This is a genomic window from Smaragdicoccus niigatensis DSM 44881 = NBRC 103563, assembly GCF_000380645.1.
GTDB classification, from domain to species: Bacteria; Actinomycetota; Actinomycetes; order Mycobacteriales; family Mycobacteriaceae; genus Smaragdicoccus; species Smaragdicoccus niigatensis.
The window spans coordinates 184,040-209,208 of the sequence record NZ_AQXZ01000012.1 but is presented as its reverse complement, the minus strand read 5'-3'; the positions used below and the strand labels follow the sequence as shown (position 1 = coordinate 209,208).

Annotated in this window: 30 protein-coding genes; 7 read left to right on the top strand and 23 right to left on the bottom strand. The window is 64.2% G+C overall.

The window, feature by feature from the left end; translation table 11 throughout:
• Nucleotides 1–2: 2 nt before the first annotated feature.
• Genes F600_RS31065 through F600_RS31520 form a run of 3 tightly spaced genes read right to left on the bottom strand, consistent with a single transcriptional unit; the run spans nucleotide 3 to nucleotide 2,031 of the window.
• On the bottom strand, nucleotides 3–821 hold the full coding sequence (locus F600_RS31065; RefSeq protein WP_162141390.1) for a Stf0 family sulfotransferase: 819 nt from the start codon (nucleotides 819–821) through the stop codon (nucleotides 3–5).
• A gap of 14 nt (nucleotides 822–835) precedes the next feature.
• A complete protein-coding gene (locus F600_RS31855) occupies nucleotides 836–1,690 on the bottom strand; it encodes a hypothetical protein (protein ID WP_018159556.1) in 855 nt (284 codons plus the stop codon).
• Between the two features lie 14 nt (nucleotides 1,691–1,704).
• Nucleotides 1,705–2,031 carry a hypothetical protein gene (locus F600_RS31520; protein WP_156024423.1) on the bottom strand — a complete coding sequence of 109 codons (327 nt, stop codon included), beginning with the start codon at nucleotides 2,029–2,031 and terminating at the stop codon, nucleotides 1,705–1,707.
• A gap of 37 nt (nucleotides 2,032–2,068) precedes the next feature.
• Here F600_RS31520 and F600_RS32555 point away from each other — a divergent pair, with 37 nt between their 5' ends.
• The 3 genes from F600_RS32555 (at nucleotide 2,069) to F600_RS0105285 (ending at nucleotide 4,490) form a co-directional block, all read left to right on the top strand.
• Complete coding sequence (locus tag F600_RS32555; protein ID WP_040630548.1) at nucleotides 2,069–2,542, top strand: hypothetical protein; 474 nt, start codon at nucleotides 2,069–2,071, stop codon at nucleotides 2,540–2,542.
• A gap of 374 nt (nucleotides 2,543–2,916) precedes the next feature.
• Entirely contained in the window at nucleotides 2,917–3,054 is a 138-nt protein-coding gene (locus F600_RS31510; protein ID WP_018159552.1) for a hypothetical protein, read from the top strand.
• A gap of 569 nt (nucleotides 3,055–3,623) precedes the next feature.
• A complete protein-coding gene (locus F600_RS0105285; protein ID WP_018159551.1) occupies nucleotides 3,624–4,490 on the top strand; it encodes a peptidylprolyl isomerase in 867 nt (288 codons plus the stop codon).
• Between the two features lie 55 nt (nucleotides 4,491–4,545).
• Here F600_RS0105285 and F600_RS0105280 read toward each other — a convergent pair whose 3' ends face one another.
• The 10 genes from F600_RS0105280 to F600_RS0105235 all read right to left on the bottom strand — a co-directional run bounded on the left by F600_RS0105280 (nucleotide 4,546) and on the right by F600_RS0105235 (nucleotide 15,227).
• Entirely contained in the window at nucleotides 4,546–6,885 is a 2,340-nt protein-coding gene (locus F600_RS0105280) for a RelA/SpoT family protein (RefSeq protein WP_018159550.1), read from the bottom strand.
• A gap of 64 nt (nucleotides 6,886–6,949) precedes the next feature.
• The gene (locus tag F600_RS0105275) at nucleotides 6,950–7,474 is read right to left on the bottom strand and encodes an adenine phosphoribosyltransferase (protein WP_018159549.1); all 525 of its coding nucleotides are present in this window, start codon (nucleotides 7,472–7,474) and stop codon (nucleotides 6,950–6,952) included.
• Nucleotides 7,471–9,183: an ABC transporter substrate-binding protein gene (locus F600_RS0105270; RefSeq protein WP_051090739.1), complete on the bottom strand. Its 1,713-nt coding sequence runs from the start codon at nucleotides 9,181–9,183 to the stop codon at nucleotides 7,471–7,473. The genes F600_RS0105275 and F600_RS0105270 overlap by 4 nt, the downstream gene beginning before the upstream one ends.
• 2 nt (nucleotides 9,184–9,185) lie before the next feature.
• A complete protein-coding gene (gene secF, locus F600_RS0105265) occupies nucleotides 9,186–10,355 on the bottom strand; it encodes a protein translocase subunit SecF (protein WP_018159547.1) in 1,170 nt (389 codons plus the stop codon).
• Between the two features lies 1 nt (nucleotide 10,356).
• Nucleotides 10,357–12,048, bottom strand: coding sequence for a protein translocase subunit SecD (gene secD / locus F600_RS0105260; RefSeq protein ID WP_026306189.1), 1,692 nt, complete (start codon nucleotides 12,046–12,048; stop codon nucleotides 10,357–10,359).
• 68 nt (nucleotides 12,049–12,116) lie between these two features.
• A complete protein-coding gene (gene yajC / locus F600_RS0105255; protein ID WP_018159545.1) occupies nucleotides 12,117–12,431 on the bottom strand; it encodes a preprotein translocase subunit YajC in 315 nt (104 codons plus the stop codon).
• 93 nt (nucleotides 12,432–12,524) lie between these two features.
• The gene (ruvB, locus tag F600_RS0105250; RefSeq protein ID WP_018159544.1) at nucleotides 12,525–13,601 is read right to left on the bottom strand and encodes a Holliday junction branch migration DNA helicase RuvB; all 1,077 of its coding nucleotides are present in this window, start codon (nucleotides 13,599–13,601) and stop codon (nucleotides 12,525–12,527) included.
• Complete coding sequence (gene ruvA, locus F600_RS0105245; protein ID WP_018159543.1) at nucleotides 13,601–14,191, bottom strand: Holliday junction branch migration protein RuvA; 591 nt, start codon at nucleotides 14,189–14,191, stop codon at nucleotides 13,601–13,603. The genes ruvB and ruvA overlap by 1 nt, the downstream gene beginning before the upstream one ends.
• On the bottom strand, nucleotides 14,188–14,760 hold the full coding sequence (ruvC, locus tag F600_RS0105240) for a crossover junction endodeoxyribonuclease RuvC (RefSeq protein ID WP_026306188.1): 573 nt from the start codon (nucleotides 14,758–14,760) through the stop codon (nucleotides 14,188–14,190). The genes ruvA and ruvC overlap by 4 nt, the downstream gene beginning before the upstream one ends.
• 176 nt (nucleotides 14,761–14,936) lie before the next feature.
• Nucleotides 14,937–15,227, bottom strand: coding sequence for a hypothetical protein (locus F600_RS0105235; RefSeq protein WP_018159541.1), 291 nt, complete (start codon nucleotides 15,225–15,227; stop codon nucleotides 14,937–14,939).
• 448 nt (nucleotides 15,228–15,675) lie between these two features.
• Here F600_RS0105235 and F600_RS0105230 point away from each other — a divergent pair, with 448 nt between their 5' ends.
• The 3 genes from F600_RS0105230 to F600_RS0105220 all read left to right on the top strand — a co-directional run bounded on the left by F600_RS0105230 (nucleotide 15,676) and on the right by F600_RS0105220 (nucleotide 18,222).
• Entirely contained in the window at nucleotides 15,676–16,644 is a 969-nt protein-coding gene (locus F600_RS0105230) for a zinc-binding dehydrogenase (protein WP_018159540.1), read from the top strand.
• A 61-nt stretch (nucleotides 16,645–16,705) separates the two neighbouring features.
• Complete coding sequence (locus F600_RS0105225; RefSeq protein WP_018159539.1) at nucleotides 16,706–17,080, top strand: hypothetical protein; 375 nt, start codon at nucleotides 16,706–16,708, stop codon at nucleotides 17,078–17,080.
• Nucleotides 17,077–18,222 (top strand): cation:proton antiporter, encoded by a 1,146-nt coding sequence (locus F600_RS0105220; protein ID WP_018159538.1) that lies wholly within the window; start codon nucleotides 17,077–17,079, stop codon nucleotides 18,220–18,222. Before F600_RS0105225 ends, F600_RS0105220 begins: the two co-directional genes overlap by 4 nt.
• Here F600_RS0105220 and F600_RS0105215 read toward each other — a convergent pair whose 3' ends face one another.
• The 9 genes from F600_RS0105215 to F600_RS31975 form a co-directional block, all read right to left on the bottom strand.
• A complete protein-coding gene (locus F600_RS0105215; RefSeq protein ID WP_018159537.1) occupies nucleotides 18,223–18,978 on the bottom strand; it encodes a YebC/PmpR family DNA-binding transcriptional regulator in 756 nt (251 codons plus the stop codon).
• Between the two features lie 82 nt (nucleotides 18,979–19,060).
• Nucleotides 19,061–20,038: a YncE family protein gene (locus tag F600_RS0105210; protein ID WP_245541470.1), complete on the bottom strand. Its 978-nt coding sequence runs from the start codon at nucleotides 20,036–20,038 to the stop codon at nucleotides 19,061–19,063.
• A gap of 11 nt (nucleotides 20,039–20,049) precedes the next feature.
• Nucleotides 20,050–21,105, bottom strand: coding sequence for a DMT family transporter (locus F600_RS0105205; protein WP_245541469.1), 1,056 nt, complete (start codon nucleotides 21,103–21,105; stop codon nucleotides 20,050–20,052).
• A 29-nt stretch (nucleotides 21,106–21,134) separates the two neighbouring features.
• Nucleotides 21,135–21,719: a pyridoxal 5'-phosphate synthase glutaminase subunit PdxT gene (gene pdxT, locus F600_RS0105200; protein ID WP_018159534.1), complete on the bottom strand. Its 585-nt coding sequence runs from the start codon at nucleotides 21,717–21,719 to the stop codon at nucleotides 21,135–21,137.
• Nucleotides 21,709–22,482: an imidazole glycerol phosphate synthase subunit HisF gene (hisF, locus tag F600_RS0105195; RefSeq protein ID WP_026306186.1), complete on the bottom strand. Its 774-nt coding sequence runs from the start codon at nucleotides 22,480–22,482 to the stop codon at nucleotides 21,709–21,711. The genes pdxT and hisF overlap by 11 nt, the downstream gene beginning before the upstream one ends.
• A gap of 43 nt (nucleotides 22,483–22,525) precedes the next feature.
• Nucleotides 22,526–22,936 carry a VOC family protein gene (locus F600_RS0105190; RefSeq protein ID WP_026306185.1) on the bottom strand — a complete coding sequence of 137 codons (411 nt, stop codon included), beginning with the start codon at nucleotides 22,934–22,936 and terminating at the stop codon, nucleotides 22,526–22,528.
• Nucleotides 22,937–22,951: 15 nt separating this feature from the next.
• A complete protein-coding gene (locus F600_RS0105185) occupies nucleotides 22,952–23,176 on the bottom strand; it encodes a hypothetical protein (protein WP_018159531.1) in 225 nt (74 codons plus the stop codon).
• Nucleotides 23,177–23,249: 73 nt separating this feature from the next.
• On the bottom strand, nucleotides 23,250–23,456 hold the full coding sequence (locus F600_RS0105180) for a hypothetical protein (RefSeq protein ID WP_018159530.1): 207 nt from the start codon (nucleotides 23,454–23,456) through the stop codon (nucleotides 23,250–23,252).
• Between the two features lie 46 nt (nucleotides 23,457–23,502).
• Nucleotides 23,503–23,658 (bottom strand): DUF6131 family protein, encoded by a 156-nt coding sequence (locus tag F600_RS31975; RefSeq protein ID WP_169518400.1) that lies wholly within the window; start codon nucleotides 23,656–23,658, stop codon nucleotides 23,503–23,505.
• Between the two features lie 261 nt (nucleotides 23,659–23,919).
• On the opposite strand from F600_RS31975, the gene F600_RS0105170 reads away from it, so the two are divergent.
• Nucleotides 23,920–24,630, top strand: coding sequence for a TetR/AcrR family transcriptional regulator C-terminal domain-containing protein (locus F600_RS0105170; protein WP_018159528.1), 711 nt, complete (start codon nucleotides 23,920–23,922; stop codon nucleotides 24,628–24,630).
• On the opposite strand, the gene F600_RS27045 is transcribed toward F600_RS0105170, so the two are convergent.
• On the bottom strand, nucleotides 24,627–25,088 hold the full coding sequence (locus F600_RS27045; protein ID WP_018159527.1) for a hypothetical protein: 462 nt from the start codon (nucleotides 25,086–25,088) through the stop codon (nucleotides 24,627–24,629). The genes F600_RS0105170 and F600_RS27045 overlap by 4 nt on opposite strands.
• Nucleotides 25,089–25,169: the final 81 nt, after the last annotated feature.

The window sequence follows — 25,169 nt, the reverse complement described above, 5'->3', positions numbered from 1 at the left end:
GCTCACAAAGCCTGCACCGAGAACAGTTGAGCCACACGGTCCGTCGCTTTCCATTCGTGGAAGCGCCGGAGCCATTCCTCGTTCGTGCCATTTGATTGCCGTCGCATGCGGGGCGGTTGAATTGCCACCGCGTCGGTTGGCGTCACATCGAGCCATGCCAACACCCGCAAAATCGTCGCAGCGTAGTCGGCGGAAAGGTCCTCGTAGTCGATGCGAAGCGGATCTATCCCACTCTCCGCGAATAATCGGCACCACTGCTTGTCCCAATCGACCAGCACTTGCTCAAGGCGCAGCAACTCGACGGGGTTGAAGGTGAGTGCGGTTGGCCGGGCAATCGCGGGTCGCGCAAGCTGCGCCGGTTGCGGACCAATGAAGTTCCACCACCGGTCGGTCTGGCCGGCGAGGGCGAGAGAAATCGCCTGCCGAGCCTTGTCGCGGCGGGTCAGCCAGATGTACCGACACGTCGGAAAAGCCCGCTTCAGCGTTGCCTTCGAGTTCTCCCACGATTCCGGCAAGCCGTCGAGCCGAGGCAGGCTCAGAAAGTCCGCCCAGAACAACTTCACCCCGAATACGCCGTTCCCGGTGATTGATTCTCGACGCACGACATTCAGGTAGTCCGTCATCGTCATCTGCGGCGAGTGCTCTGTCTCCCAACGATTTCGGCGCAGGTCAATGGAGCCCTCGGTCAGCAACTCCCCAGGTGTGCCCGCGATGCCCGTCGCCGCTAGGCCATCACAAAGCAACCAACTTCCGGATCTGGGTGTTGTGCAGATCAGGTAGGGATCGGGCGGTATCCCGAGCTGCGCGTGATCAGTCTGCAAGATCGTTCCGGTACCTAGTTTCCTGGAGGGGGCGGTACCGGATGCTCCACCATTACCGATGTCTCGATACTTTCGTCCATCGCGTGCCGAGGCGATTTGCCGTCCCACATCTCGTCGTCGTCCTCGTCCGGCTGACCGGTGAAGTAACCGACCGCGAAGCAGCTGGCACCGAGTATCAGAACGGCAAGAATCCATTTGGGCCCGGTCGGAGCCCACACGCGCAACGCCGAGAATGAGAAGACGAGGATCAGTCCCATCCCGATACCGGGAACCGAAGTCAGCAATCCACGCCGGAACCGGTTCGCGGGCATATTTCCCTGCGAGATCGCAAGTGCAACCTCAAGTCCGGCGAGGATCGTCACGATCACCAGGAACAGCCCCAGCAGTCCATACACCGAGAACAGCGAACCTCGCACATCGGTGACGATGTCGGTGTCAATGGTTTGTCCGGCCGCCGTTTGGACCTCGAAGACCCCGCCGATGAGACCGGTCGCCTGCCCACGCAGTTGACGCAGGTTGATCTTCAGCTTCAAGGATGCTGACTTGTGGGCAGGAACCGACAAGTCCACCGCTGCCTCCACGTTGAACAGCGTCAGCCCAAGGATCTCGCCACGGATTCCGATGTCGTCGACCGACACTGCTTGCCCACTGTGATTGGTGAACTGAACCGCGAGAACTATCGGACGCGAGAGTTCCAAACGAAGGGGCTTCGACTCCGTTGACGCGGCGACGTCCTGCCCATCCAAGGTGGCGACGTAACTCAGACCGCCCGCTTCCGGCGCGGCGCCGGCCGGGGCCTCCCCGCCGAGAAGCGGCAGTGCGGCCAGAACCATTGAAGTCAGCGCCGCTGCGGCGATCCGGAGCCTCATAACCATCAGATCCTTTAGTCCCGGCCGATCAAGCGCCCCACCCGGCGGGACAGCCCGTTGGGGTACAGATAGAGCATGGCGACGATCGTCATGAGGAACGCCATGATGATCGTCAACACTGAACTGCTCGTCCAGTGCGTCACGAGGTAGACGTCCAACGACGCAGCCAACGTCACCCCGCACACAGCGACGACGTTGTGCCGGCCGATGCCGAGGTTGGACACGTCGAGTGGCGTCTGGAAACGACCTTGAGCGTCGGATGTGGTCGTGCCGACGACCATCCCTTCGCTCGAAAGGGTCACATCCGCATTCGGATCACAACCGTATCCAGTGGACGCCACTTCCCCACCCTCAGGAACTTGGGGGTCTTGCAACGCCATGCCCGCCGGCCGAGGAGCCGGCGGCGGTGGTGGTGGTGGCGGCGGCGGCGGCGAGCCGCAGTCATCCCCATTTGCCTGCTGGAAATCCAGCCGATGGACAACCTCAGGACCGTCACGGCGCGCGGGCGGATCCCACAAAGCAATTTGTGGTGACGGCGGTGGTGGCGGTGGTGGCGGTGGCGGTGGCGGTGGCGGCGGCGGCGGTGGCGGCGGCGGCGGCGGCGGTGGCGGTGGTGGCGGTGGCGGTGGTGGCGGTGGCGGCGGTGGCGGCGGCGGCGGCGGCGGTGGCGGTGGGAACACGATGATCGGCGGCACGAAGGGAGGCGGCGAGATCACCTGCGGAGGGGGTGGCGGCGGCGGCGGCGGTGGCGGTGGAGGTGCAGGTGGCGGCGGTGCAGGTGGGGCTTGCGGAGGAGGAGCCGGCGGTGGCGGTGCGGCCGGCGGTGGCGACGTTGTTTGCTGGTTGGGCTGAGGGCAGTCCGCCGGCGCAGCGTAAACGATCGGCGTGACCTCGAAGAGGCTGATCATGACGGACGTGGCGACGACAGCAGCGGGACCAACACGACGCTGGGCGGGCCGTCGTTGACCTCGTCGGTTCGTTGGCTCTTGGCCTCGCGACATATACGTTCCTCTTCGCAAGAACGCTAAATACAAAATTCAATTTCCCACATCTCCGCCAATCCCGATGAATGTCGGCAAGACTGTCCGAAATCGCATAATTCGACTTGAACATGGGTCCCCCAGGCGGCTGAATTTGACCGCAAGTAATCGGGGGTCTGATGCCAAGGCTGGCAGCACGCGCGACGGACCGAGACGGACCCGATTGCCTGCCGTCGCCACTCGAGCGTGACGAAGACAAGCGGAGCGGACCGTGGCGTCCACGCCGACTGCATCGCGTCAGGCCTGCTCGCCGCGCTCGCCGTCACCATCAACGTCAACACGGTGCTGAACGACGCCTATCACTGCGGTGCCATGGCTCTATGACTCGACCATTTTCGCGACCATCATCTGGCTGGAGTCGCAGCCCCGTCCCGGCGGTCGACGACGTTTCGCTCCTCAACGTCCATATGTCGCCAATTAACTACGATCCCAGCGCAGTCAGTTATTTCGTCCCCTTCGACCGAATTAGGTAATTCGGCATTGTTTTAGCAGTCGGGCTGTGGCCGTATCAGGAAATAGCTTCCGCCCTGTTCATGTGCCTGTTCTTCTGGGCGTGGGCCACAGGCCACGGATCGTCGCCTGCGTCCCTACAGCTTCCCCAAATGGTGGAAGTCGACACTTTCCCCGGATTCCTCGACCGACGTCGGAAAGATCGACACGATCCTCCGGCTCGAGAACGAGCGGTTCCAAAACACGACTCAAAAACGGTTGCCGACACTGACGTGTACCGATGACCCGATTTTCTCGATGCCACACGTCTTTCCGTCGCAGACCGAAAATCCGATACGTCCGATTGCCATCGTTGGTGAACCGCCGGTAGCGCATCCGGAGAGCCCGCATGGACATGCCATAGTCTTGTCGAGTCTGTGCCGCTTGAATCACGGAGGAAATTCGTGCCCACCAATCAGCAGCGCCGTGCGGCCGCAAAAAGGAAGCTTCAGCGTCAGCTCGAGCGACGTGCTGAGCGCGCCCGCCTGCGCCGTCGGAACACCGTCCTGGGCGCCATCGTCGGCGTCGTGGTGATCGCCGCAGTAGTCGGCGGCGTCATGGTGTACAAGAGCAGTTCCGACGACAAGTCGACCCAAGCCGCGTCGACAACGTCCGCCGCGCCGCCGCAACCGGCTGCGCCGATGCCGGCACGTCGTGCGACGCCCTTCCCGGATCTTGTCGACTGCAAATACGACCCGACTCCGGCGCCGGCCGCCAAGCCGGTCAACCCGCCGGCGGCCACCGGCATCGCAACGACCGGTGACGCCAACGGCATCATGCCGCAGCCGATGAAGATCGAGACCGCACAGGGTCCGATCACCATGTGGATGCGAATCGCGGATTCGCCGTGCACGGTGAACAACTTCATCAGCCTGGCGCGCCAGGGATACTTCAACGGCACCACGTGCCACCGCATGACCTCGAGCGCTGAACTCAAGGTTCTGCAGTGTGGCGACCCGACCGGTAGCGGTACCGGCGGACCGGGTTACCAGTTCGCGGACGAGTTCCCGGTCGACCAGCCCGACAAGAAGCCGCTGCTCACCTACGGTCGCGGCATGATCGCCATGGCGAACGCGGGACCAGGCACCAACGGCAGCCAGTTCTTCCTCGTCTACGGCGATTCGAAGCTGCCTCCGTCCTACACCGTTTTCGGCTGGGTCGATCAAAACGACCTGCAGACCCTCGACAAGATCGCCCAGCAGGGCATCGTCGGCGGTGGCGAGGACGGTCAGCCCGTCGCCAAGGTGGAGATCACCGCCGTCACCGGCTAGTTCTGCACGAAAAAGCGCCCGCCTCACCGGCGGGCGCTTTTTCGTTGCGCTGAGATCAGGCCGCGGACGTCACCCGGTAGACGTCGTAGACCCCTTCGACGTTGCGGACCTGGTTGAGGACGTGGCCGAGGTGCTTCGGGTCGCCCATCTCAAACGTGAAGCGACTGACCGCCACGCGGTCACCCGACGTCGTCACCGAAGCCGACAGAATATTCACGCGCTCGTCCGCGAGAGCTTTCGTCACGTCCGACAGCAGGCGGTGCCGGTCGAGTGCTTCGACCTGGATCGCCACGAGGAACACCGAACTCGGCGACGGCGCCCACACCACCTCGATGATGCGTTCGCGCTGCTCACGCAGGTTCTCCGCATTCGTGCAGTCGGTCCGGTGCACCGACACCGCGCCGCCCCGAGTCACGAAGCCCAGGATCTCGTCCCCGGGCACCGGGGTGCAGCACTTCGCGAGCTTGGCGACGGTTCCATCGGCGCCCGGCACCGTGACGCCCGCATCGCTCGGAGCCCGGTTGCGCGACACCAAGGTCGACGGCGTGAGCCGCTCGGCGATCTCCTCCTCGACGTCGCTGACCCCGCCGTAGTGCGCCATGAGCCGCTGCACCACGTGCGCGGCCGAAACCTGGTGCTCGCCGACCGCGGTGTATAGGGCGGAGATGTCCGCGTAGCGCAACTCCGCCGCGACCGAGGACATCGCATCGGCACTGAACAAGCGCTGCAGCGGGAGCCCGACCCGGCGGACTTCCTTGGCGATCGCGTCCTTGCCGTTCTCGAGCGCCTCCTCGCGGCGTTCCTTCGCGAACCACTGCCGGATCTTGGCCTTGGCACGCGGTGAAACGACGAAGTTCTGCCAGTCACGGCTCGGTCCGGCATTCGCGGCCTTCGAGGTGAAGACCTCGACGACCTCACCGTTTTCGAGCTGTCGTTCGAGCGCGACGAGGCGCCCGTTGACACGCGCACCGATGCAGCGGTGGCCTACCTCGGTGTGCACCGCGTAGGCGAAGTCCACCGGCGTCGACCCGGTCGGCAACGTGATGACGTCGCCCTTCGGGGTGAAGACGAAGATTTCCTTGACGGCGAGGTTGTACCGCAGCGACTCGAGGAACTCGCCTGGGTCGGCGGCTTCCCGTTGCCAGTCGAGCAGTTGGCGCATCCACGCCATGTCGTCGACCTCGGCGTGGTCGTGCTTCGCCGCGTCGCGGTACTTCGATTCCTTGTACCGCCAGTGGGCCGCGATGCCGAACTCGGCGGTGCGGTGCATCTCGCGAGTACGAATCTGCACTTCGAGCGGCTTGCCGTCCGGACCCACCACGGTCGTGTGGAGCGACTGATAGACGCCGAACCTGGGCTGCGCGATGTAGTCCTTGAAACGGCCGGCCATCGGCTGCCACAGCGCGTGGACGACACCGACCGCGGCGTAGCAGTCGCGCGTCTCCTCGCACAGAATGCGGATACCGACGAGGTCGTGGATGTCGTCGAAGTCGCGACCTTTGACGATCATCTTCTGATAGATCGACCAGTAGTGCTTGGGCCGTCCTTCGACGGTCGCGTTGATCCGCGAAGCGTTCAGCGTCGCGTTCACTTCCTGACGCACCCGGTTCAGATACTGGTCGCGCGACGGTGCTCGCCCGGCGACCAGCCGCACGATCTCGTCGTACTTCTTCGGATGCAGAATCGCGAACGAGAGGTCCTCGAGTTCCCACTTGACCGTCGCCATGCCGAGGCGGTGGGCAAGCGGCGCAATGACTTCCAGCGTCTCGCGGGCTTTCTTCGCCTGCTTCTCCGGCGGCAGGAAACGCATCGTCCGCATGTTGTGCAGCCGGTCCGCGACCTTGATGACCAGAACGCGCGGGTCGCGGGCCATCGCGATGATCATCTTGCGGATCGTCTCGGCCTCGGCGGCGTTCCCGAGGTTGACCTTGTCGAGCTTCGTGACCCCGTCGACCAGGTGCGCGATCTCCGCCCCGAAGTCTGTGGTCAGCTGATCGATCGAATAGCCGGTGTCTTCGACGGTGTCGTGCAGGAGGGCCGCGACGAGGGTCGTCGTGTCCATGCCGAGTTCGGCCAGGATGTTGGCAACGGCCAGCGGGTGCGTGATGTACGCGTCGCCGGACTTACGCAGCTGGCCTTGGTGCCGTTCCTCGGCAATGTCGTACGCCTTCTGAAGGACGGCGAGATCTGCCTTCGGATACAGCTCACGGTGTACGACCACCAACGGCTCGAGGACCGGTTTGACGGCCGAATGCCGTTGCGCCGTAATGCGTCGAGCCAAGCGCGCGCGGACCCGGCGCGGTGTTGACGGCGCAGCAGTAACGGCAGGTGCTTCGGCGGCAGGCGGCTGGCCATCCACCTCGGCCCCACGGCCGCGATCGATGTTCTGCGTCACCGGCTCACCCCCACTCCCTGCGGTCGGTGCCACAAATAACGCGGCACGACCTTAGTTTATGTCCTCAGAGCGCGACGACGGCGGAGAGTGGCAGCCCGGGCACTCGATCGCGACCACCGAGGAACGTCAGTTCCAGGATCACGCTGAGCCCCACGACCGTCGCCCCGGCATCGGCGAGCAGGCCCGCTGCGGCCGCGAGGGTTCCGCCGGTCGCGAGCACGTCATCGACGATGAGAATTCGCTTACCTTGGAGATCCACCTGGCTTGCCGGGATCTCGAACGCTGCCGTTCCATACTCGAGAGCGAATTCGCGCTTGAGCACCGGAGGCGGCAACTTCCCGGCCTTACGCACCGCGAGAACGCCACAGCCGCGCTGGATCGCGACCGCGCCGGCGAGGAGGAATCCGCGCGCGTCGAGACCGGCCACGAGATCGAATTCGATGTCCGCCGCGGCGAGCGCCTCGACGATCGACGCGAAACCGTCCTGATCCGCCAACACTGGTGTCAGGTCCGCGAACCGCACACCTTCGATCGGGAAGTCGTCGACCCATCGGGTCAACCGGTTGACCGCATCAACTGCACTGGTCATCGTTCGAGCACCCATCTGTCCATGTTCCAGCCACTACCGCCTCGCCCGGGATTGGCGATCGCGTTGGACAGCCCGTCTGCGAAGGCGATCGTGCGCGGCTGCGCGAACAGCGGAATCGTCGGAACGTCGCCCCACAGCATGCCTTCGGCGTCGGTGAGCGGACCCACGGCAAGTGCCGAGTTCGGGTCGGTCGCCAGGCTGTCGACAACGTCGTTCAACTTCGTGTTGTCATACAGACCGAAGTTCGTCGGGCTGCCGGTCCTGAGACTGTACAACTCCTCCACCCCGGTCGCCGAACCGCCGGCTCCGAGGGTGCCGCCGATGCCGGTCAGCATGCCGTCGATCTTGAGGTCGCGCAGCGCCCACGGCTTGAAGTCGGGACTACCGGCGTCGACGATGTTGATGCGTGCCGGCTTGCAGGCGTCGGCGATCGCCTTGACGATCGCGGCGCGGCGCACGTCGGGTGTCCGGTACCCGATCTTGATTGTGACGTCCTTGATTTGGGCGCCATCGAGGGTCGCCAGCGCGGCCTTGACGTCGCCGCCAGGGAACTTGCCTCCCTCGGTCCCGGCAACTGCGGGGTAGATCAGGGAGTCGGCTTGGACGAGACGCGAGTTGTCGACGCCCGCACCGAGACCGGTCTCGGCCGGCTTGAAGCCCGGGTGACCGAAGTCATCGAACAGCTTGGTGCGCGGCGTGCACTGCGCAAGGGCGCGACGGATTTCCGGCCGGCCCATGGCGCCGTTCGTCTGCAGAATAAGTTCGTCGACGTTCCGCGAAGCGACGTTGCCGCCCTTGAGTTTGCCGACGTCGAGGCCGTCCACCGAACCGGCCGTGATGTCGACGACCTCGACCACACCCGAGGAGACCTTGTCCTTGAGCTTGTCGCTGCGCGGGATGACGAGGATTCGCGGCGTCGCGGGTTTGTTGCCCCACCAGCGCTCGTTGGCCACGAGGACCAAACCGTCTTCGTCGCTGAAGGACTGGATGCGGTACGGACCCGACGCCGGGAACAGCGACAGATCGAGCTTGCCCGGCTTGAGGTTCCAACCGGTGTTCCAGAAGTCGGCGATCTTCTGGATCGATCCGTTGTCACCACCTTGAATCGCGGCGACGATGTCCGGAACTCCCGCCACCCGGGCCGCGACGTGCGACGGCATGATGTCGGTCGCGCCGAAGAGCATCTTCCAGTTGGCGTACGAACGCCCTTGGTGGAAGACGACGGTCGCGTCCTTCGCACCGGGCTGGCATTCGATTCGCTCGATGTCCTGGTAACCGGCGGTGCTGGCGACATCGAACATGGGGATCATGACCTGGCCGTCGGGCGACCGCTTGCTGAAGATCCCGCTGTGGGCGGCCCACGTCAGCATCATGTCGTCGCACGAGATCGGGTCTCCGTCGGAGAACACGGCCTTCGGGTTGATCCGGTACTGGATGGTGAGGGCGTCCCCCGGCACGACATTGGCCGTGCCGAGGTCGGTGTCCTCGATGGGGAGCCCGTTGGGACCCATATAGCTGAAGCCGATGAGCGTCCGCGGGAACGCCTGTGCAGCGGCACTCGCGGCGCCCTCCATGGACGCCGCGTTGTAGGTGGTGATCGGCCCGTCCACCGCGTAGCCGATGGACGGAACCTTGTCGGCCGAACATCCGGCCACGGTCGCGGCCACACAACCGGCAGCCAGGAGGGTAATCGCCGATCGTTTCACCATGCTCAGTGCCTGTTCTTGTTGCGCTTACCTGCGGGCCGAGCACCTGGGCGAGGCGCCGAAGGTGCCGTCTTCTTCACATTCGCTGGCACCGGCGCCGAGGCCACCGCTGCCTTGCTGGTCCCGCTGCTCGCGCGACGGGCAAGAACCTTCTTCGTGTGGACCGCAACCGGACCCCACCGTTCCTTCATCCAAACGAGCAGCGGCGTCGCGAAGAAGATCGACGAGTACGCGCCGACGATCATGCCGACGAGCAGCACGAGGGCGAGGTCCTTCAGCGTGCCGACACCCAGGAGCCACACCGCGATGATCATCATGCTGACGACCGGGATGATGCCGATGATCGTCGTGTTGATCGACCGCATGAGCGTCTGGTTCAGCGCCAGGTTCGCCTGCTCACCGTAGGTGCGTTTGGTCAGGTGCTGAATTCCGCGGGTGTTCTCGTCGACCTTGTCGAACACGACAACCGTGTCGTAAAGGGAGTAACCGAGAATCGTCAGCATTCCGATCACCGTCGCCGGTGTGACCTCGAACCCGATGATCGAGTACACGCCCGCCGTCACCGTGAGGTCGAACACGAGCGCCGACAGCGCTGAGATCGCCATGAACCGCTCGAACCTGAAGGTGATGTACGCCGCCACGATGGCGAGGAACACCACCAAGGCGATAAGCGCCTTCTGGGTGATCTGACCACCCCAGGTCGAGCTCACGTCCGCGATGCTGATCGCGTCCGCACTGACCCTGCCCTCGCGGTCCTTCGGCTGGAACTTCGTGAACAACGCGTTCTGCAGCTTGTTCGACTGTTCCGCGTTCAGTGCCTCCGAGCGGATCTGAATCGTCTTCGACGAGCCGGCACCCACCGTCTGCACCGCCACGGGCTCATGGCCGAGAGTCGTCGAGTAGAGGTTCTCCACGGACTGCTCGGTCGCGCCGTCGGCGGGCAGCTGGATGCGGGTCCCGCCCTCGAAGTCGATGCCGAAGGTGAAGCCACGCAGCACGATCGACAGAATCGCGATCGCGATGATGGCCCCGGTGATGCGGAACCACATCACACGATTTCCGACGACCTCGAACGCGCCGGTGCCGGTGTAGAGGCGGTTGAAGAAACTGTGATGCGGCAGGGTTCCCAGATCGGTGTGCGAATCCAGGTCCGTGCTGTCCTGTTCAGTCGTCATGTCAGAGTTCCTTCGCGCCGGTGGTGGCGAGCGAGCGACGTTCCCGGGCTACCTGCTGGACGGCGCCGAGGCCGTTCACGCTCGGCTTCGCCCAGAACGGCGACGTCGATGCGAGGTGGACCAGCGGCGAGGTCACGAGGAAGACCACGATGGTGTCGAGGGTTACCGACAGTCCGAGCGTGAACGCGAATCCGCGAACCTGCCCGACCGCCAGCACGTAGAGGACAGCCGCCGCGAGGAACGTGACGCCGTTGCCCGAGAGAATCGTGCGTCGTGCGCGAGCCCAACCGCGTGGCACGGCCGATCGGAAGCTGCGGCCTTCGCGCATCTCGTCCTTGATGCGTTCGAAGAACACGACAAAGGAGTCGGCGGTCATACCGATACCGATGATCAGACCGGCTATACCGGCGAGGTCGAGCGTGAAGCCGATCGACCTGCCCAGCAGGACGATCATCCCGTAGACGACGATTCCTGACAGGACCAGCGACAACGCCGTCAGCACACCGAGCAGTCGGTAGTAGAAGAGGCAGTAGATCAGCACCGCGATCAGACCGATGAGACCCGCGAGCAGGCCCGCCTTGAGCGACGAGATGCCGAGCGTGGCCGACACCGTCTCGGCTTCCGACGACGAGAACGACAGCGGGAGCGAACCGTACTTCAAGGTGTTCGCGAGTTGCGTCGCCTGGGCGTTGGTGAAGTTACCGGTGATCGAGGTCGGCGAACCCGCCGGAATCGCGCCCTGGATGGTCGGTGCACTGACCACCTGCGAGTCGAGGACGAACGCGGCACGCTGGCCAACGTTCTGCGCCGTGAACTTCGACCAGGTGTCACCCGCGGCAGACTTGAACGAGAGGCTCACCTCGTAACGCGTCTGCTGTTGATTGAAGACCGCCGACGCGTCCGCGATGTCCTGGCCATCGACAAATGCCGGGCCGAGGATGAACACCTCCGTGCCCTCCGCCGAGCACGTGATGAGCGGCAGCTTGGGGTCATCATTTCCGGCGAGCGGGTCGTGCTTCGGGCACTGGAACGTCGCGTAGGTGGCCTGCAGCGCATTCACATCCGTGCTCTGGCGCGCCGCCTTCGCGGCTTGGATCTCCGCGGCCGCGGCGTCGGCGCTCGTGTGGCCCGTTGAGGTCGGGGGTGCTGCGGTCGTCGTCGCAGCCGGTGTCGGCGTTGGTGAGGAGGGGCCTTCCTCCGGGAACGGACGGTTCTGCGGCGCGGGCTCAGCGGTCGTTGTCGGCGCTGCGGTGGCCGGCGTGGTGGTGCCGGACGCACCGGCTGCAGGTGCCGGCGCTGCTTGCGCAACCGAACCCTGACGGGCGCTGATGACCGGGCGCAGGAACAGACGAGCAGTCTGTCCCAGCGAACGGGCTTGCGATCCGTCTTCACCCGGGACGGTGATGACGAGGTTGTTGCCGTCGATGACGACTTCCGAACCCGAAACACCGAGTCCGTTGACGCGTCGCTCGATGATCTCTTGCGCCTGCTTGAGGCTCTCCTGGCTCGGGTCCTTGCCGTCCGGCGTCCGGGCAGTCAGCGTCACGCGTGTGCCGCCTTGCAGGTCGATACCGAGTTTCGGTGTCGCGGAATGAGATCCGGTGAAGAAGATCAGGCAGTACACGGTTGCGATGATCAACCCGTACAGAGCCAGCAGGCGCATGGGTTGCGCCGATCGCTGGGAAGTCGCCACGTTCGGTCAGTCTCCTCGTTGTTCTGCCCCCAACGGGGCAAGTCCCGTTGGGGATCAGTGCGTGGTGATCAGTGCTCGGTCGGAGCGTTGTTGGAGGCGTCGACGTCTGCGTCGTCGGTCTCGACCTCGTCTTCGAAGCGCTCCACGACGGCGCCCTTCTTCCAGGTCGTGACGATGTCTTCGGCGATCTCGAGGTCAACGGTCTCGTCGTCGATCGCGACGATGGTGCCGTACAGGCCCGAGCTGGTCATGACGCGGTCGCCTACCATGAGCGTGGCGAGCATGCCCGCGACCTTGCCCATCTCCTTCTTCTGACGGCGGACCGCGAGGAACATCGGCACCATCAGGATGAGCAGCATGATGAGGAACAGGTAATTGCCCATGAGTGTGGGGTATCCCCTTCTGGTTTGACGCAAGGAAGTGCGGGGTTCAATCACCCGCAAGCGACACCAGTCTGCCATTGACCGCGACGAACGCTAGTCGCGCCTCGCCTCATCGAACATATTTGGGTGCGGTTCACGTGGTCTGACCTCGATACCGCCCACCGCCAGGTCCGGCGGCGGAACCAATCCCAGACGCTTCCAGGCCGCTGCCGTGGCAACGCGGCCCCGAGGCGTTCGGGCAATGAGTCCGGCGCGCACCAGGAAGGGTTCGCACACTTCCTCGACGGTCGACGGCTCCTCCCCGACCGCCACCGCAAGCGTCGAAACACCGACGGGCCCGCCTCCGAAGCTGCGGATCAAGGCACTGAGTACGGCGCGGTCCAGACGGTCGAGACCGACGTCGTCGACGTCGTACACCTTCAGTGCATCGCGCGCGACCTGCCGCGTGACGACGCCGTCCGCGCGCACCTGAGCGAAGTCGCGAACGCGCCGCAACAGCCGGTTCGCGATACGCGGAGTCCCGCGGGACCGGCCAGCGATCTCTGCCGCAGCACGACCGTCCAATTCGACATCGAGAATGCGCGCCGACCGGACGATGATTCGCTCGAGTTCCGGCGGATCGTAGAAGTCCATGTGCGCCGTGAAGCCGAATCGGTCACGCAGCGGGCCGGTCAGGGCACCGGACCGCGTTGTGGCACCGACCAGCGTGAACGGCGCGATCTCGAGCGGAATCGACGTTGCTCCCGGGCCCTTGCCCACGACGACGTCGACGCGGAAGTCCTCCATCGCGAGATAGAGCATTTCCTCGGCCGGGCGAGCGATCCGATGAATCTCGTCAATGAACAGGACGTCGCCTTCGACGAGATTGCTGAGCATCGCCGCCAAGTCGCCGGCACGCTCGAGCGCCGGGCCGGACGTCAGCCGCAGCGCCGTTCCCAGCTCGCTGGCGATGATCATGGCCAGCGATGTCTTGCCGAGGCCCGGCGGACCACTGAGAAGCACGTGGTCGGGTGTACTCCCGCGCAGCTTCGCCGCGTGCAGCACCAACCCGAGTTGCTCGCGAACGCGCGGCTGTCCGATGAAGTCATCGAGCGACCGTGGCCGGAGACTGGCGTCGATCTCTCCGTCAGACCGAAGTTTCTCCGCGCTCACCTGCGATTCGTCAGCCATCAGCGCTTACCCAACATCGCGAGCGCCGAGCGCAGTGCCGACGACGCGTTGGCCGCCGGATCCGCAGCGAACACACTGTCGGCGGCGGTCTCGGCCTGTTTCTGCGCGAACCCCAGGCCGACCAGCGCATCGATGACGTGGTCGCGCACCGGTCCCCCGATGATCTGGAGTGGGACATCATCGGTAGTCGGCACGACGACCTTGTCCCGGAGTTCGACAACCAGCCGCTCGGCACCACGCTTCCCGATGCCAGGCACCCGCGTGAGCACCGTGGTGTTGCCTTCGGCAAGAGCCTTGCAGAGCACGTCCGGTTCGAGAACCGCAAGAATCGCCATCGCGATCCGGGGACCGATTCCGGAGACGGTCTGGAGTAGATGGAAGAGCTCACGCGAATCGGTGTCGTGAAACGCGAAGAGCGTCATCGAGTCTTCGCGGACGACCATCGCGGTGAACAGTCGAGCATCGGCGCCGCGACGCAGCGTCGCCAGAGTCGACGGAGTGGCGTTGAGTCGGTAGCCGACGCCGGCGGCCTCGATCACAACGTGGTCGAGGGCGATATCGATGACTTCCCCACGAACCGAAGCAATCACTTCGCCCGCACCGCCTTTCGCTGCTCGCGCAACCGCGCTTCGTATTTCTTCTTCTGTTCTTGGGCTGCCGCCTCCGCTTGGGCCATCCGGTCGAGTAGTGGTGCCCGCCAGCAATGACAAATGGCCAGCGCGAGCGCATCGGCTGCGTCCGCCGGAGTCGGCTTCTGTTGGAGCGCCAGAATGCGGGTGATCATCGTCGTGACCTGCGCCTTATCGGCGCGGCCGTTGCCGGTGACCGCGGACTTGACCTCACTGGGCGTGTGAAAGGAGACGCGGATACTTCGCTTTGCCGCCGCCAATGCGATCACCCCGCCGGCCTGCGCAGTGCCCATCGCGGTACTGACCTGATGCTGCGCGAACACGCGCTCGATGGCGATGACGTCCGGGCGGTGCGTGTCCATCCAGTACTCGGCGGTTTCCGAGATGCGCAGCAGACGCTCGGGAAGCGGCATATCCGACGGGGTCCGCACGACGTCGACATCGAGCGCGATGACCTGACGTCCGACGCCCCCTTCGACCAGGCTCAGACCGCAGCGAGTCAAGCCGGGGTCGACCCCCATGACCCGCATCAAGCCGGTGCCACCGCTCATCACTCACCTCCTGTCCGAACAGCTGTTCGATACGATACCGCGCAGCTCTGACAGGTCAAGCGATCGACACGCAACCGAGATGAGGGCGGTGCGCAGACAGCACAACGGCCGCGCGGATCAATCCGCGCGGCCGTTGTTGTTCAGCTGAGGTCGACTCAGAAGCCCGAGAAGAGAAGCTCCTCGTCCTGAATCTGGTCAAGCCACTTGAAGGCGTAGAGGGCAGGCGCCGCAGCCAGGAACGCGAGAACCAGCGACGTAAGCACACCGGTGAAGACACCACTGATGAGGAACAGCAGCGTGAGGGTCGCGAAGATTCCGACCAGACCGCTGAAGCCAAGGGTGGCCAGAACGGCGATCGAACGGGTGACCTTGTTATCGGCGATCGAACTCCGCTGAACCGCGCGGTCGAAGAAGGTCGACAGTTCGTTGACGGTAATAATGCTCATGACGTTTCACTCCGATATGACTCTTAAGCTTCGTTGCTTACTTACATAGCTATTCGGCGGCGAATGAGTAACTGTTTCGGGGTTGGCGGGAATAGCGATCCGTTTCACATTCGGGAATGACCTGCAGGTAGCGTGCGTTGCAGGCGGTACTGTGACCGTGACCACGGCATTCGCTGTGATCCGAATCTCAATCCGCGCGACGCGCATGACTTCGCCGAGCGGCGGTGGATCAACCATGAGAGCCTTTTCCGCCGCAAAGAATTAATGGCGTTGCTCCTCAGCAATCTATTAGTTTCAATCCTTCGGCTGTTTGCGGATCGGTCGCGAAATCCGCACCTCGGTTGGCCAGGTCCACCCCAATCGGCGAGCTGGCCGGGGTGGATCTGCAGGTTCAGGGTGCGCCTGTGAACCCCGCGATAGGGTCACGGCACGACGTCGAGGGAGCGAGATGCGTGCAGCCGTACTGACCGAACCTGGCCCGGTCACCAATCTCCGGATCACCGAACTGCCCGTGCCCACCCCGCCCGCGGGCTGGGTGCGTATCCACGTCAAGGCATTCGGACTCAACCGATCGGAACTGCACACCCGACTCGGGCTCGCGCACGGTGTCACCTTTCCGCGCGTCCTCGGCATCGAAGCAGTAGGTATCGTCGACGACCCGAACGGCAGTGACCTCGCGGTCGGTCAACAGGTGGCCGCACTCATGGGCGGGATGGGACGCGTCTTCGACGGCGGCTACGCCGAATACACCGTGGTCCCCCGCGCCAACGTCATCCCGTTCGAGTCGCAACTTCCGTGGAACGTCGTCGGCGCCGTGCCCGAGACTGTGCAGACGGCCTACGGATCGCTGACCATCGGCCTCGACCTTCAACCCGGCCAGACGTTGCTCATCCGCGGTGGAACGTCCGCTCTCGGGTTCGCCACTGCAGCCCTCGCCAAAGACCTCGGTGCCACCGTCTTGGCCACCACTCGGCAGAAGGATCGACTCGACCTGCTCGCGGAGTACGGCGTCGACCATCCGATTCTCGACAATGGTTCGATCGCGTCGGTCGTTCGTGCCATCACACCGAACGGGGTCGACACTGCTCTGGAACTCGTCGGCACTCCCACACTCCCGGACACGCTCGCAGCCACCCGGGTCCACGGGACGGTGTGCTTCACCGGAATGCTGTCGAACAAATGGACCGTGTCCGAGTTCTATCCGATCGACTACATTCCGCGCGGAGTGCGCCTGACCTCGTACAGCGGCGGTGCGGGTGACCTGCCCGCACCGGTCCTACAGCGCTTCCTCGATCGGCTCGGGACCGGCGAGATCAGCCTTGGTCCGATCCACAATTACACCCTCGACGACATCGCCCGCGCCCACGACGATCTCGAGCACAACCGGGTCGTCGGCAAGCTGGTCGGACTTCCGTAGCAAACCGGACGGTTCTCCGAACTGCGTACCCGCCGAACCTCTTCCGTTCGACAATGACCGAGTGAAGGTCACTTGGAACGCGCAGCCGGATGACCATGACTATCCGGCTGCCGCCGCCTACCTGACGCTGCTTGCGGATTCGCCGACCGTTGACGCGCTCGTCCAGAAGCTGCGTGACGCACCGATCTCGCATCAGAAAGCGAAAGACATCCTGCGCGCGTCCCAACTGGCGCTGCTGTCGAAAGACAACAAACACGTCGCGGCCGACCTGCAGAAGATCGAGGACGGTAAGGACCTGTCGCCGATTCTCCTGGTTCGCGGCAACTTCCGGACCGGCGCTCCCCTCCAGGTCGCTGACGGATACCACCGCGTCTGCGCCAGCTACTGGGTCGACGAGAACACCGACATACCGGTGAAGCTGGCCGGCCCGGAATGACCTTCGCAACGCTGACGCTCGTCACGCTGCTCGGACTGCTCGGTCCACTGATCGCTCTGCGCCGCACGTGGCATCTGCCCGTCGTCCTGGGCGAACTCGCGGCCGGCGCCGTGTTCGGTGCGACGGGTTTCGGCGTACTGCAGGCGGACGACCACATCTTCACGTTCCTCGCCGACATCGGATTCGCGCTGGTCATGTTCACCGCCGGAACCCACGTCCCGGTTCGCGATTCGGCGGTGCGGTCAGCGGTCGGCCGCGGGCTGGTGCGCGCCGCTGCGGTAGGTGTCATCGCCGCGATACTCGGTGTGGCACTCTCCCACCTCTTCGGTACCGGCCACGCCGCCCTCTATGCAGTGCTGCTTGCGTCGTCGTCGGCGGCGCTCGTGCTGCCCGTCATCGAAGGGCTCGGGCTGTCCGGGGTGCGCGTTCTCGAACTCACCGCGCAGGTCGCCATCGCGGATACCGCCTGCATCGTGGCGCTGCCGCTCGTCGTCGATCCCTCGAACGCGGTGCGGGCCGCGATCGGCTCCGTCGCCGTCGGAATTGCGGCCCTCGCGATGTTCTTTGCGCTGCGGTGGCTCGAGAACTCCGGTGTGCGGGAACGCGTGCACCATGTCTCCGAGAATCGGAAATTCGCCGTCGAGCTTCGCATCAGCCTCGTGGTCCTGTTCGCGATGGCCGCCCTGGCGACGACGACCCACGTCTCGATCATGCTCGCCGGATTCGCCTTCGGTCTCGCTGTGGCGGGTGTGGGAGAACCGAGACGGGTCGCGCATCAGCTGTTCGCAGTCTCCGACGGCTTCTTTGCACCGCTGTTCTTCGTGTGGCTCGGCGCGCGCATCGACCTGCGCGAACTCGGCACACACCCGAACCAGATCCTGCTCGGGCTGGCGCTCGCGGCGGGGGCGATCCTTGCCCACGCGGCGATGCGACTCCTCGGACAGCCGGTCACGTTGGGAATTCTCGCCGCTTCGCAACTGGGCGTACCGGTCGCGGCAGTGACCGTGGGCAGTGCGCTGCACATCTTTGCGCCCGGCGAAGCGGCGGCCCTCATCCTCGGGGCAGTGCTGACGATTCTGTCCACCGCCATCGCTGGTGCGGTCGCCGCTCGGACGACCGCACCAGCGACAAAAGCGGTCTGACTACTCTGCCTCGAGCTCGGCGAGGACGTCGTCGGAGATGTCGACGTTGGTGTAGACGTTCTGCACGTCGTCACTGTCCTCGAGTGCGTCGACTAGGCGCATGACCTTCTTGGCGCCGTCGATGTCGACCGGAACCGAGACCGACGGTGCGAAGGTCGACTCAGCCGAGTCGTACTCGATCCCGGCATCCAGCAGCGCAGTACGCACCGGGATGAGATCGGACGGCTCACAGATGACCTCGAAGGTGTCGCCGAGGTCGTTGACTTCCTCCGCGCCGGCATCGAGAACCGCCATGAGCACGTCGTCCTCGGACAACTCACCCTTTTGCACGGTGACCATTCCCTTGCGGCTGAACATGAACGACACCGAACCCGGGTCCGCCATGTTTCCACCGTTGCGCGTCACGGCAACACGAACCTCACCCGCGGCACGGTTGCGGTTGTCGGTCAGACACTCGATGAGCACCGCGACGCCGTTCGGGCCGTAGCACTCGTACATGATCGTCATGTAGTCGACGGCCGTGCCGTCTTCGCCAGCGCCACGCCGGCGCGCACGTTCGATGTTGTCATTCGGGACAGAGTTGCTCTTCGCCTTGCGAATGGCCTCGTAAAGCCCAGGGTTACCAGCCGGATCGCCACCACCAATACGAGCTGCAACTTCGATGTTCTTGATGTACTTCGCGAACATCTTGGCGCGCTTTTGGTCCTTGGCCGCCTTCTGATGCTTGGTAGTGGCCCATTTGGAGTGGCCGCTCATTCGCCTCTTCCTTCGCCGCAGTTCCTAGAGTCCGACCAGTTTAACGGGCAGTCCAACCGATGCCGTGTGCACCCGGACGGTGTCACGTGGGAGCGAACTCGCGTAGTTCGGGCCCGGCGGCCGTCGGCAACGGGAAGAAGATGTGATGGTTCTTTGGATTGAGCGCGACGGTGTGCGCGCCGTCGGCCAGGAGTGCGGATCCAAGCACCTCCGTGCGGCCATCCTTCTGCGCGAAAACACTCACCCAACCGCTCTCTGCGGCAACGTAAATGCGGTGTTCAGCCGCGTCGTAAACGATCACGTCGGGCGTTGGTCCGACGTCGTTCAGACCGGCAACCGACCGCGCCCGAAGATCGACGGTGGCGAGCTTGGCGTTCGATTCACATCCGACGAACATCAATTGCTCCACGACCGCGAGCGCTTGCCCATGTGGATGGTCGCAGCCGGGAGTGTCGATTCGATCGACGATCTCGAAGGTCTCCGGATTGACGATCGCCAGATCGCCGGCACCTTGGACCGCGACGATCATCCGATCCGTTGTCGGGTCATAGACGACATTGCCGACCTCACCACCCGTTCGCACCGTCGCGCGAGCCTGTCCGGTGGCGGCATCGATGACGGTCTCGGTGCCCGCCGACTCATTCGTGGACCACACGGCGTCCCGTTTCGGGTCGTACGCGAGACCGTCGGGATAGGTGTCGGTCGGGGCACTGAACAGCCGCGCACCGGAGTCCTCGTCGAACGCGATCACTTCGTTTCGGCCGGTCGCCGTCGCATAGACGCGGTGGTGGCTGGGCACGACGAGCACGCCGTGAACGTCCGGTAGATCAGGAATGGTCCGCACGATCTTTCGGGCGTGCAGGTCCACCTCGATCACCTCACCCGACCCCATGTGCGCAATGAACAGCAGCCCCCGATCGACATCGAGACTTTGGTAGTCGAAGCGAGTCGGGGCCACGGCCAATGGAATCGACCCGACCTGTTGCAACGGCAAACCCGTTGGTGCCGAAGCACATCCGGCGACAACCAGGGAGAATAGGAGGACCAGCTTCCGGTTCACGTCCGTCACGCTCAGTGCAGATGCCGGTGATGCATGTCCGGGAAATGTTCATGCGTGTGTGTGACGGGCACATGCTCGTGCTCATGTCGATGACCGCCGCGGCGATCCAGCGGCGGCACCCCGGGACCGTGGACGTGATCGTGGTGCTCGTCGTCATGGCGGTGATAGTGGTCGTGCGACAGCGGCGCATGCGTGTGCGGGTGTTGGTGCCGCTCGCTCAGATGCAGCCACACTCCGATCGCCATCAGCACCCCGGCGACCACGATCTGCCAGGTCAACGGATCGCCCAGGGCAATCGCGACCACCGCCCCGAAGAAGGGCGCGATCGCGAAATAGGCGCCGGCGCGAGCGGATCCGACGTGCCGAAGGCCGACGATGAATAGCACGAGACTCACGCCGTACGCCAGCAGTCCGACGAGCATGGCACCCACGATGCTCAGCGCCGGCGGCACGTGAGCGCCGACCGCCGTCGCGAGCACGAGGTTCACCGGACCAGCGACAATGCCCTTCACTGCCGCCAGCCAGGTGGCGTCCGCCAGTGCGACCTTGCGGGTTAGGTTGTTGTCCACGCCCCACATCAGGCAGGCGCCGAGTACCGCCAGCGAAGGCCAGTACCCGCCGAAGTCCGCTCCGCTCGGGGCCGACAAGACGACAGCGCCCGCCACGATCGCGACCATCCCTAAGACCACCCGAGAATTGGCGTTCTCGCGGAAGACAAACCAGGCCAGCAGCGCGGTGAAAACACTTTCCGCATTGAGCAACAGCGATGCCCCGGACGCGGGGAGATGCGTCAACCCAGCCATGAGCAGCACCGGCGCAATCACGCCGCCGCAGCTCACGGCTCCGACCAGCGGCAACCACTCCGACCGCGACAGGCGAACGCGAGGAGCACGACGAGCGATCCGCCATACCCCGAGACCGAGCCCGGAACCGCAGTACAGGAGTCCGGCGAGGAGCCACGGACTCACGCTGCCCAACAGAACCTTCGCCGCTGGCGTCCCTGCGCCGAACAGCACCGCGGCCAGCAAAGCGGCCTGCACGCCGGTTGATCGGAGGGCTAGGTGCACATCACCCATGATCCTCGGTCGACGGCCAACTACGCAGTCTGAACCAGACGTGCAAAGAGTCCGTGAACCCGGTGATCCGACGTCACTTCGGGGTGGAATGCGGTCGCCATGACATTGCCGTGCCGAACGGCAACGATGTGCCCGCCACTGTCCCGGGCAAGGACCTCGACGCCGCTACCGACGCGCTCGACCCACGGGGCCCGAATGAAGACGGCCCGCAAGGGCGAGTCGAGACCCACAAAGTCGAGGTCTTGTTCGAACGAGTCGACCTGGCGACCGAACGCGTTTCGACGAACCGTCATGTCGATCGCACCGAAGTTCACGGCGTCGTCGCGGGTATCGAGCACTTCGCTGGCGAGCAGGATCATTCCCGCACACGACCCGAACGCCGGCATGCCGTCCTTGAGCCGGGCCTGGATCGGTTCGAACAGGTCGAACATGCCGAGCAGTTTGCTGATGGTGGTCGACTCTCCACCGGGGATCACCAGCCCGTCGACCTGCTCGAGTTCCCGCTCCCGGCGCACCGAAATCGCCGAGGTACCCGAGGCTTCCAGTGCTTCGAGATGTTCGCGGACGTCACCCTGCAGCGCCAGGACGCCGACCTTAACGGACAACGATGCCTGCTTGCATCATCGAGGCCTTGACCTGCGGAATCGTCAGATCGCCGAAGTGGAAGACACTCGCTGCGAGCACCGCATCCGCACCCGCCTGCACCGCCGGGGCGAAGTCCTCGACAGCTCCGGCGCCACCACTCGCGATCACCGGCACGGTCACCGCAGCGCGGACCGCCCGAATCATCGGGAGGTCAAAACCGGCCTTCGTGCCGTCCGCATCCATCGAGTTCAGGAGAATCTCGCCGACACCCAGTTCCTGTCCCCGGATCGCCCACTCGACGGCGTCGATCCCGGTGCCGCGACGACCACCGTGCGTCGTGACCTCCCAGCCCGAAGGGGTGTCGGTCTCGCCGTCCGGCACGGTCCGGGCATCGACCGACAGGACGATGCACTGCGAGCCGAAACGTTCGCTGAGTTCCTTGAGCAGTTCCGGCCGTGCGATCGCCGCGGTGTTCACCGACACCTTGTCGGCACCGGCGCGCAGCAGCGTGTCGACGTCGGCGACGCTGCGAACACCACCGCCGACCGTCAGCGGAATGAAGACCTGCTCCGCGGTGCGACGCACGACGTCGAACATCGTCTCGCGGTTTCCCGACGACGCAGTCACGTCGAGGAAGGTGAGTTCGTCCGCACCCTGGGCGTCGTACGCGGCGGCCAACGCAACCGGATCGCCGGCGTCCCGAAGGTTGGCGAAATTGACGCCTTTGACCACTCGACCTGCGTCGACGTCGAGACATGGGATAACGCGAACCGCAACCGTCACAAAATCATCCTAGAGATGACGCTTGACGACATCTGGTGGGGGTTCAGCGCATCCGGCGGTCGATGACCTCGCGCGGGAGTTGCGCCGGCGTGGGCGTCGTGATGAGCACCCGATTGCCATCCGGGTCTATGCCGTCGACGAACGTGATTCCGTTCGTGGTGTTCGTATAGGTGCTCGGATAGAAGGAACGAAGCCGTTCTTCGATCTGCGCAAGCTCAGCTGCACTGTCCGTCGACCAAATGATCTGCTTGACGCCGACGTCTTCGATTCGTTGCATGTGCGCAGATCGGTTGGCAATCCGCAGGTAGAACTGGAATCCGTCGGGACTGATGAGAAGCGCCGAGTCCGATTCACGGATCGCCACCCGACATTCGAAAACGTCCTGATAGAAGCTCATCGAGCGATCCAGGTCAGAAACCCGGATCAAGCACGATGACACTCTTGTCGTGGTCATGCGGTTCCCAGGTCTCTACGGGCTGGGCTGCGGCGCATTCGGCACATTGCAGTCGGCCACCTTTGGATTGAGGCCCATGTAGTTGAGCGGCCCCGCAAGGATCGTCACGGCGATCGTCGCGACACCCCCGCAACCCTCAGTGTGATTGGTGAAGTATCCGCGCTGTCCGCACGCGACGGCGCCGACGATCAGCCACACGATCACGAGGATTCCGATAATTCCGCCTGGTCCTCTGCGCATGGCGCACCTCCATTTGTCACATCGACCATCGAGACGGTCGCGAGTGTTCTGTTTTTGTGTGACCCGCGATGGGTCAGCGGACGTAGTCCGTGGAGTCGTCGTTATCGACCACACGGACCAAAGACGCTGATGCTCCGAGCACCACTCCGGCGGCGAAAGACACGCTGGCCAGAGCCCACAGCAACGGCAGCGGAATCGCGAACCCGGCGACGACCAGTGCGGCGCCGTAAATGATCAGATCGAAGCTCCGGCTGCGGAGCCCGTCAGCGGTGGTTTGCACGGGAAACCCCTTTCGACCAGCGCCGAACTCTCATGTCGAGCGCGGATCAGAAGTAGTGCCGGCGGCCGAAGGCTGGTCGACCCATCGAGCCCATGACCAGCAAGATGACGCCGACGACGAGGAGGATGAGACCGAGCGTCGTGAGGATTCCGATTCCGAGGAGGTATCCCGCGACCATGAGGATCAGTCCGAGAACGATCATGATGACCTGATTTCTGTTTGTTGTCTGGGCCGGAGAGGAAACCGATTCGGAGATTCCGCCCGCCGCTTGGTGTGCGGTTTGGCCCAATCGACTCACCCGATGAAGTTCTTCGCGGCGCAAGTTATGCGGGGCGAGAGAGGGCTTCATGGGTGAAGCAACTACCTCAAGTCTACGCCTCATGTCAACGCTGTAGATCTACACTCTAGTTCAGTGTTAAATGAGAGCTACCACATGGTTGAACTGCCGAATGGACGGACTGGAATGAACACTAATGGTGCGACGACCGGCCCATTGACGCGGCCGATGATGCTCGCAACGGCCCTCGAGTGCATCGACCGCGACGGCATCGAAGCACTGTCGATGCGCCGCCTCGGCACGGCACTGGGTCGGGACCCCATGGTTCTGTACCGACTGGTACCGAGCAAGGCCGCATTGCTTGACGGGGTGGCCGAATTGGTGCTCTCAAATCTGACCGTAGACACCACCGACCCCGATTGGTTGCATCAGTTGCGGGTGGTCGCGCGGAAGTTCCGAGAGTTGGCACTCGCCCACCCGAAGGCCGTTCCATTACTCGTCACGCGCCCGCTGGCGACGCCGCTCGGCCTGCGTCCGCTCGGCACGCTACGCCCCCTGGAGGACGCCCTCGCGCTCCTCACCGGCGCCGGTTTCACCGGCGCAGATGCGCTCCACATCTACCGCGCACTCTTTGGGTTCTTGCACGGCCACGTTCTCAACGAACTCCAGGAGGTCGTCGAAAGGCCCGAGGAAACCGACGACCTGTTGCGCCTGGGCCTGTTCCGAATGCCGATCGATGAATTCCCATTGATCCGGAGTCTGGCGTCAGTTCTGGCCACCTACGATGGCGCCGCCGAACTCGAGCGCGGCCTCGACATCCTCTTCACCGGCCTGACCGCCGAACTCTCCGCCGTCAGCCCATCAGACGGCGACGTCGTCGTTGGTGACTCCAACTAGGGGACGTGATGGCCGGCGGACCGACTGTCGGGCCTGCCGTTGCCCGTGAAAGGGTTGCCGTTACCGGTGGCGAATTTGTCCGTGGCACCGTCGTCGCGCGAGTCAGCTGACTTTACGGCCGGATCGATCTTGTCCGCACGTTCGAACTCCCCGTCGACCTCGGCACGTGCAGAGACTGCCTCTTCGCGGCGCATCTCTGCACCGTGGTGCAATCGCGCTGCGATGGCCGCCTTGGCCTCGGCCTGTGCTTGCATGGCCCGGGCGTTCGCCGCGGCTTCGTCGGCGAGAGCTTCGCGCTCGGTCGCCTGACGCTCCTGTTGGGTCGCACGATCGCGGATGATGTCGGCTTCTGAGTGACGTTTCGCAATCGAGCGCCTCGATGCCAGAGCCGATCCCACACCGAGCAGAATTCCCGCAATCACGACAACAGCGAGCCAAACCAGAGTGCTGGTGTCCATTTTGGTTCCTAACGAAGATTTCGATTTCGGCATCTGGCGGATCGTCGTTCCCGACATGGCTTCGCGCTACGGACACCGAGC

Excerpts from the sequence above, each read along its gene's own strand:
- F600_RS0105275 (WP_018159549.1), bottom strand. The coding sequence starts at position 7,474 with ATGACCAGTGCAGTTGATGCGGTCAACCGGTTGACCCGATGGGTCGAC.
- F600_RS31855 (WP_018159556.1), bottom strand. The coding sequence starts at position 1,690 with ATGAGGCTCCGGATCGCCGCAGCGGCGCTGACTTCAATGGTTCTGGCC.
- F600_RS0105220 (WP_018159538.1), top strand. The coding sequence starts at position 17,077 with ATGACCTTCGCAACGCTGACGCTCGTCACGCTGCTCGGACTGCTCGGT.
- F600_RS27045 (WP_018159527.1), bottom strand. The coding sequence starts at position 25,088 with ATGGACACCAGCACTCTGGTTTGGCTCGCTGTTGTCGTGATTGCGGGA.
- F600_RS0105215 (WP_018159537.1), bottom strand. The coding sequence starts at position 18,978 with ATGAGCGGCCACTCCAAATGGGCCACTACCAAGCATCAGAAGGCGGCC.
- F600_RS0105170 (WP_018159528.1), top strand. The coding sequence starts at position 23,920 with ATGAACACTAATGGTGCGACGACCGGCCCATTGACGCGGCCGATGATG.
- F600_RS31975 (WP_169518400.1), bottom strand. The coding sequence starts at position 23,658 with ATGATCGTTCTCGGACTGATCCTCATGGTCGCGGGATACCTCCTCGGA.
- F600_RS0105235 (WP_018159541.1), bottom strand. The coding sequence starts at position 15,227 with ATGAGCATTATTACCGTCAACGAACTGTCGACCTTCTTCGACCGCGCG.
- ruvC (WP_026306188.1), bottom strand. The coding sequence starts at position 14,760 with ATGCGGGTCATGGGGGTCGACCCCGGCTTGACTCGCTGCGGTCTGAGC.
- F600_RS32555 (WP_040630548.1), top strand. The coding sequence starts at position 2,069 with ATGCCCGCCGGCCGAGGAGCCGGCGGCGGTGGTGGTGGTGGCGGCGGC.
- yajC (WP_018159545.1), bottom strand. The coding sequence starts at position 12,431 with ATGGGCAATTACCTGTTCCTCATCATGCTGCTCATCCTGATGGTGCCG.
- F600_RS0105270 (WP_051090739.1), bottom strand. The coding sequence starts at position 9,183 with ATGGTGAAACGATCGGCGATTACCCTCCTGGCTGCCGGTTGTGTGGCC.
- F600_RS0105185 (WP_018159531.1), bottom strand. The coding sequence starts at position 23,176 with ATGCGCAGAGGACCAGGCGGAATTATCGGAATCCTCGTGATCGTGTGG.
- F600_RS0105230 (WP_018159540.1), top strand. The coding sequence starts at position 15,676 with ATGCGTGCAGCCGTACTGACCGAACCTGGCCCGGTCACCAATCTCCGG.
- ruvB (WP_018159544.1), bottom strand. The coding sequence starts at position 13,601 with ATGGCTGACGAATCGCAGGTGAGCGCGGAGAAACTTCGGTCTGACGGA.
- F600_RS0105190 (WP_026306185.1), bottom strand. The coding sequence starts at position 22,936 with ATGACCACGACAAGAGTGTCATCGTGCTTGATCCGGGTTTCTGACCTG.
- secF (WP_018159547.1), bottom strand. The coding sequence starts at position 10,355 with ATGACGACTGAACAGGACAGCACGGACCTGGATTCGCACACCGATCTG.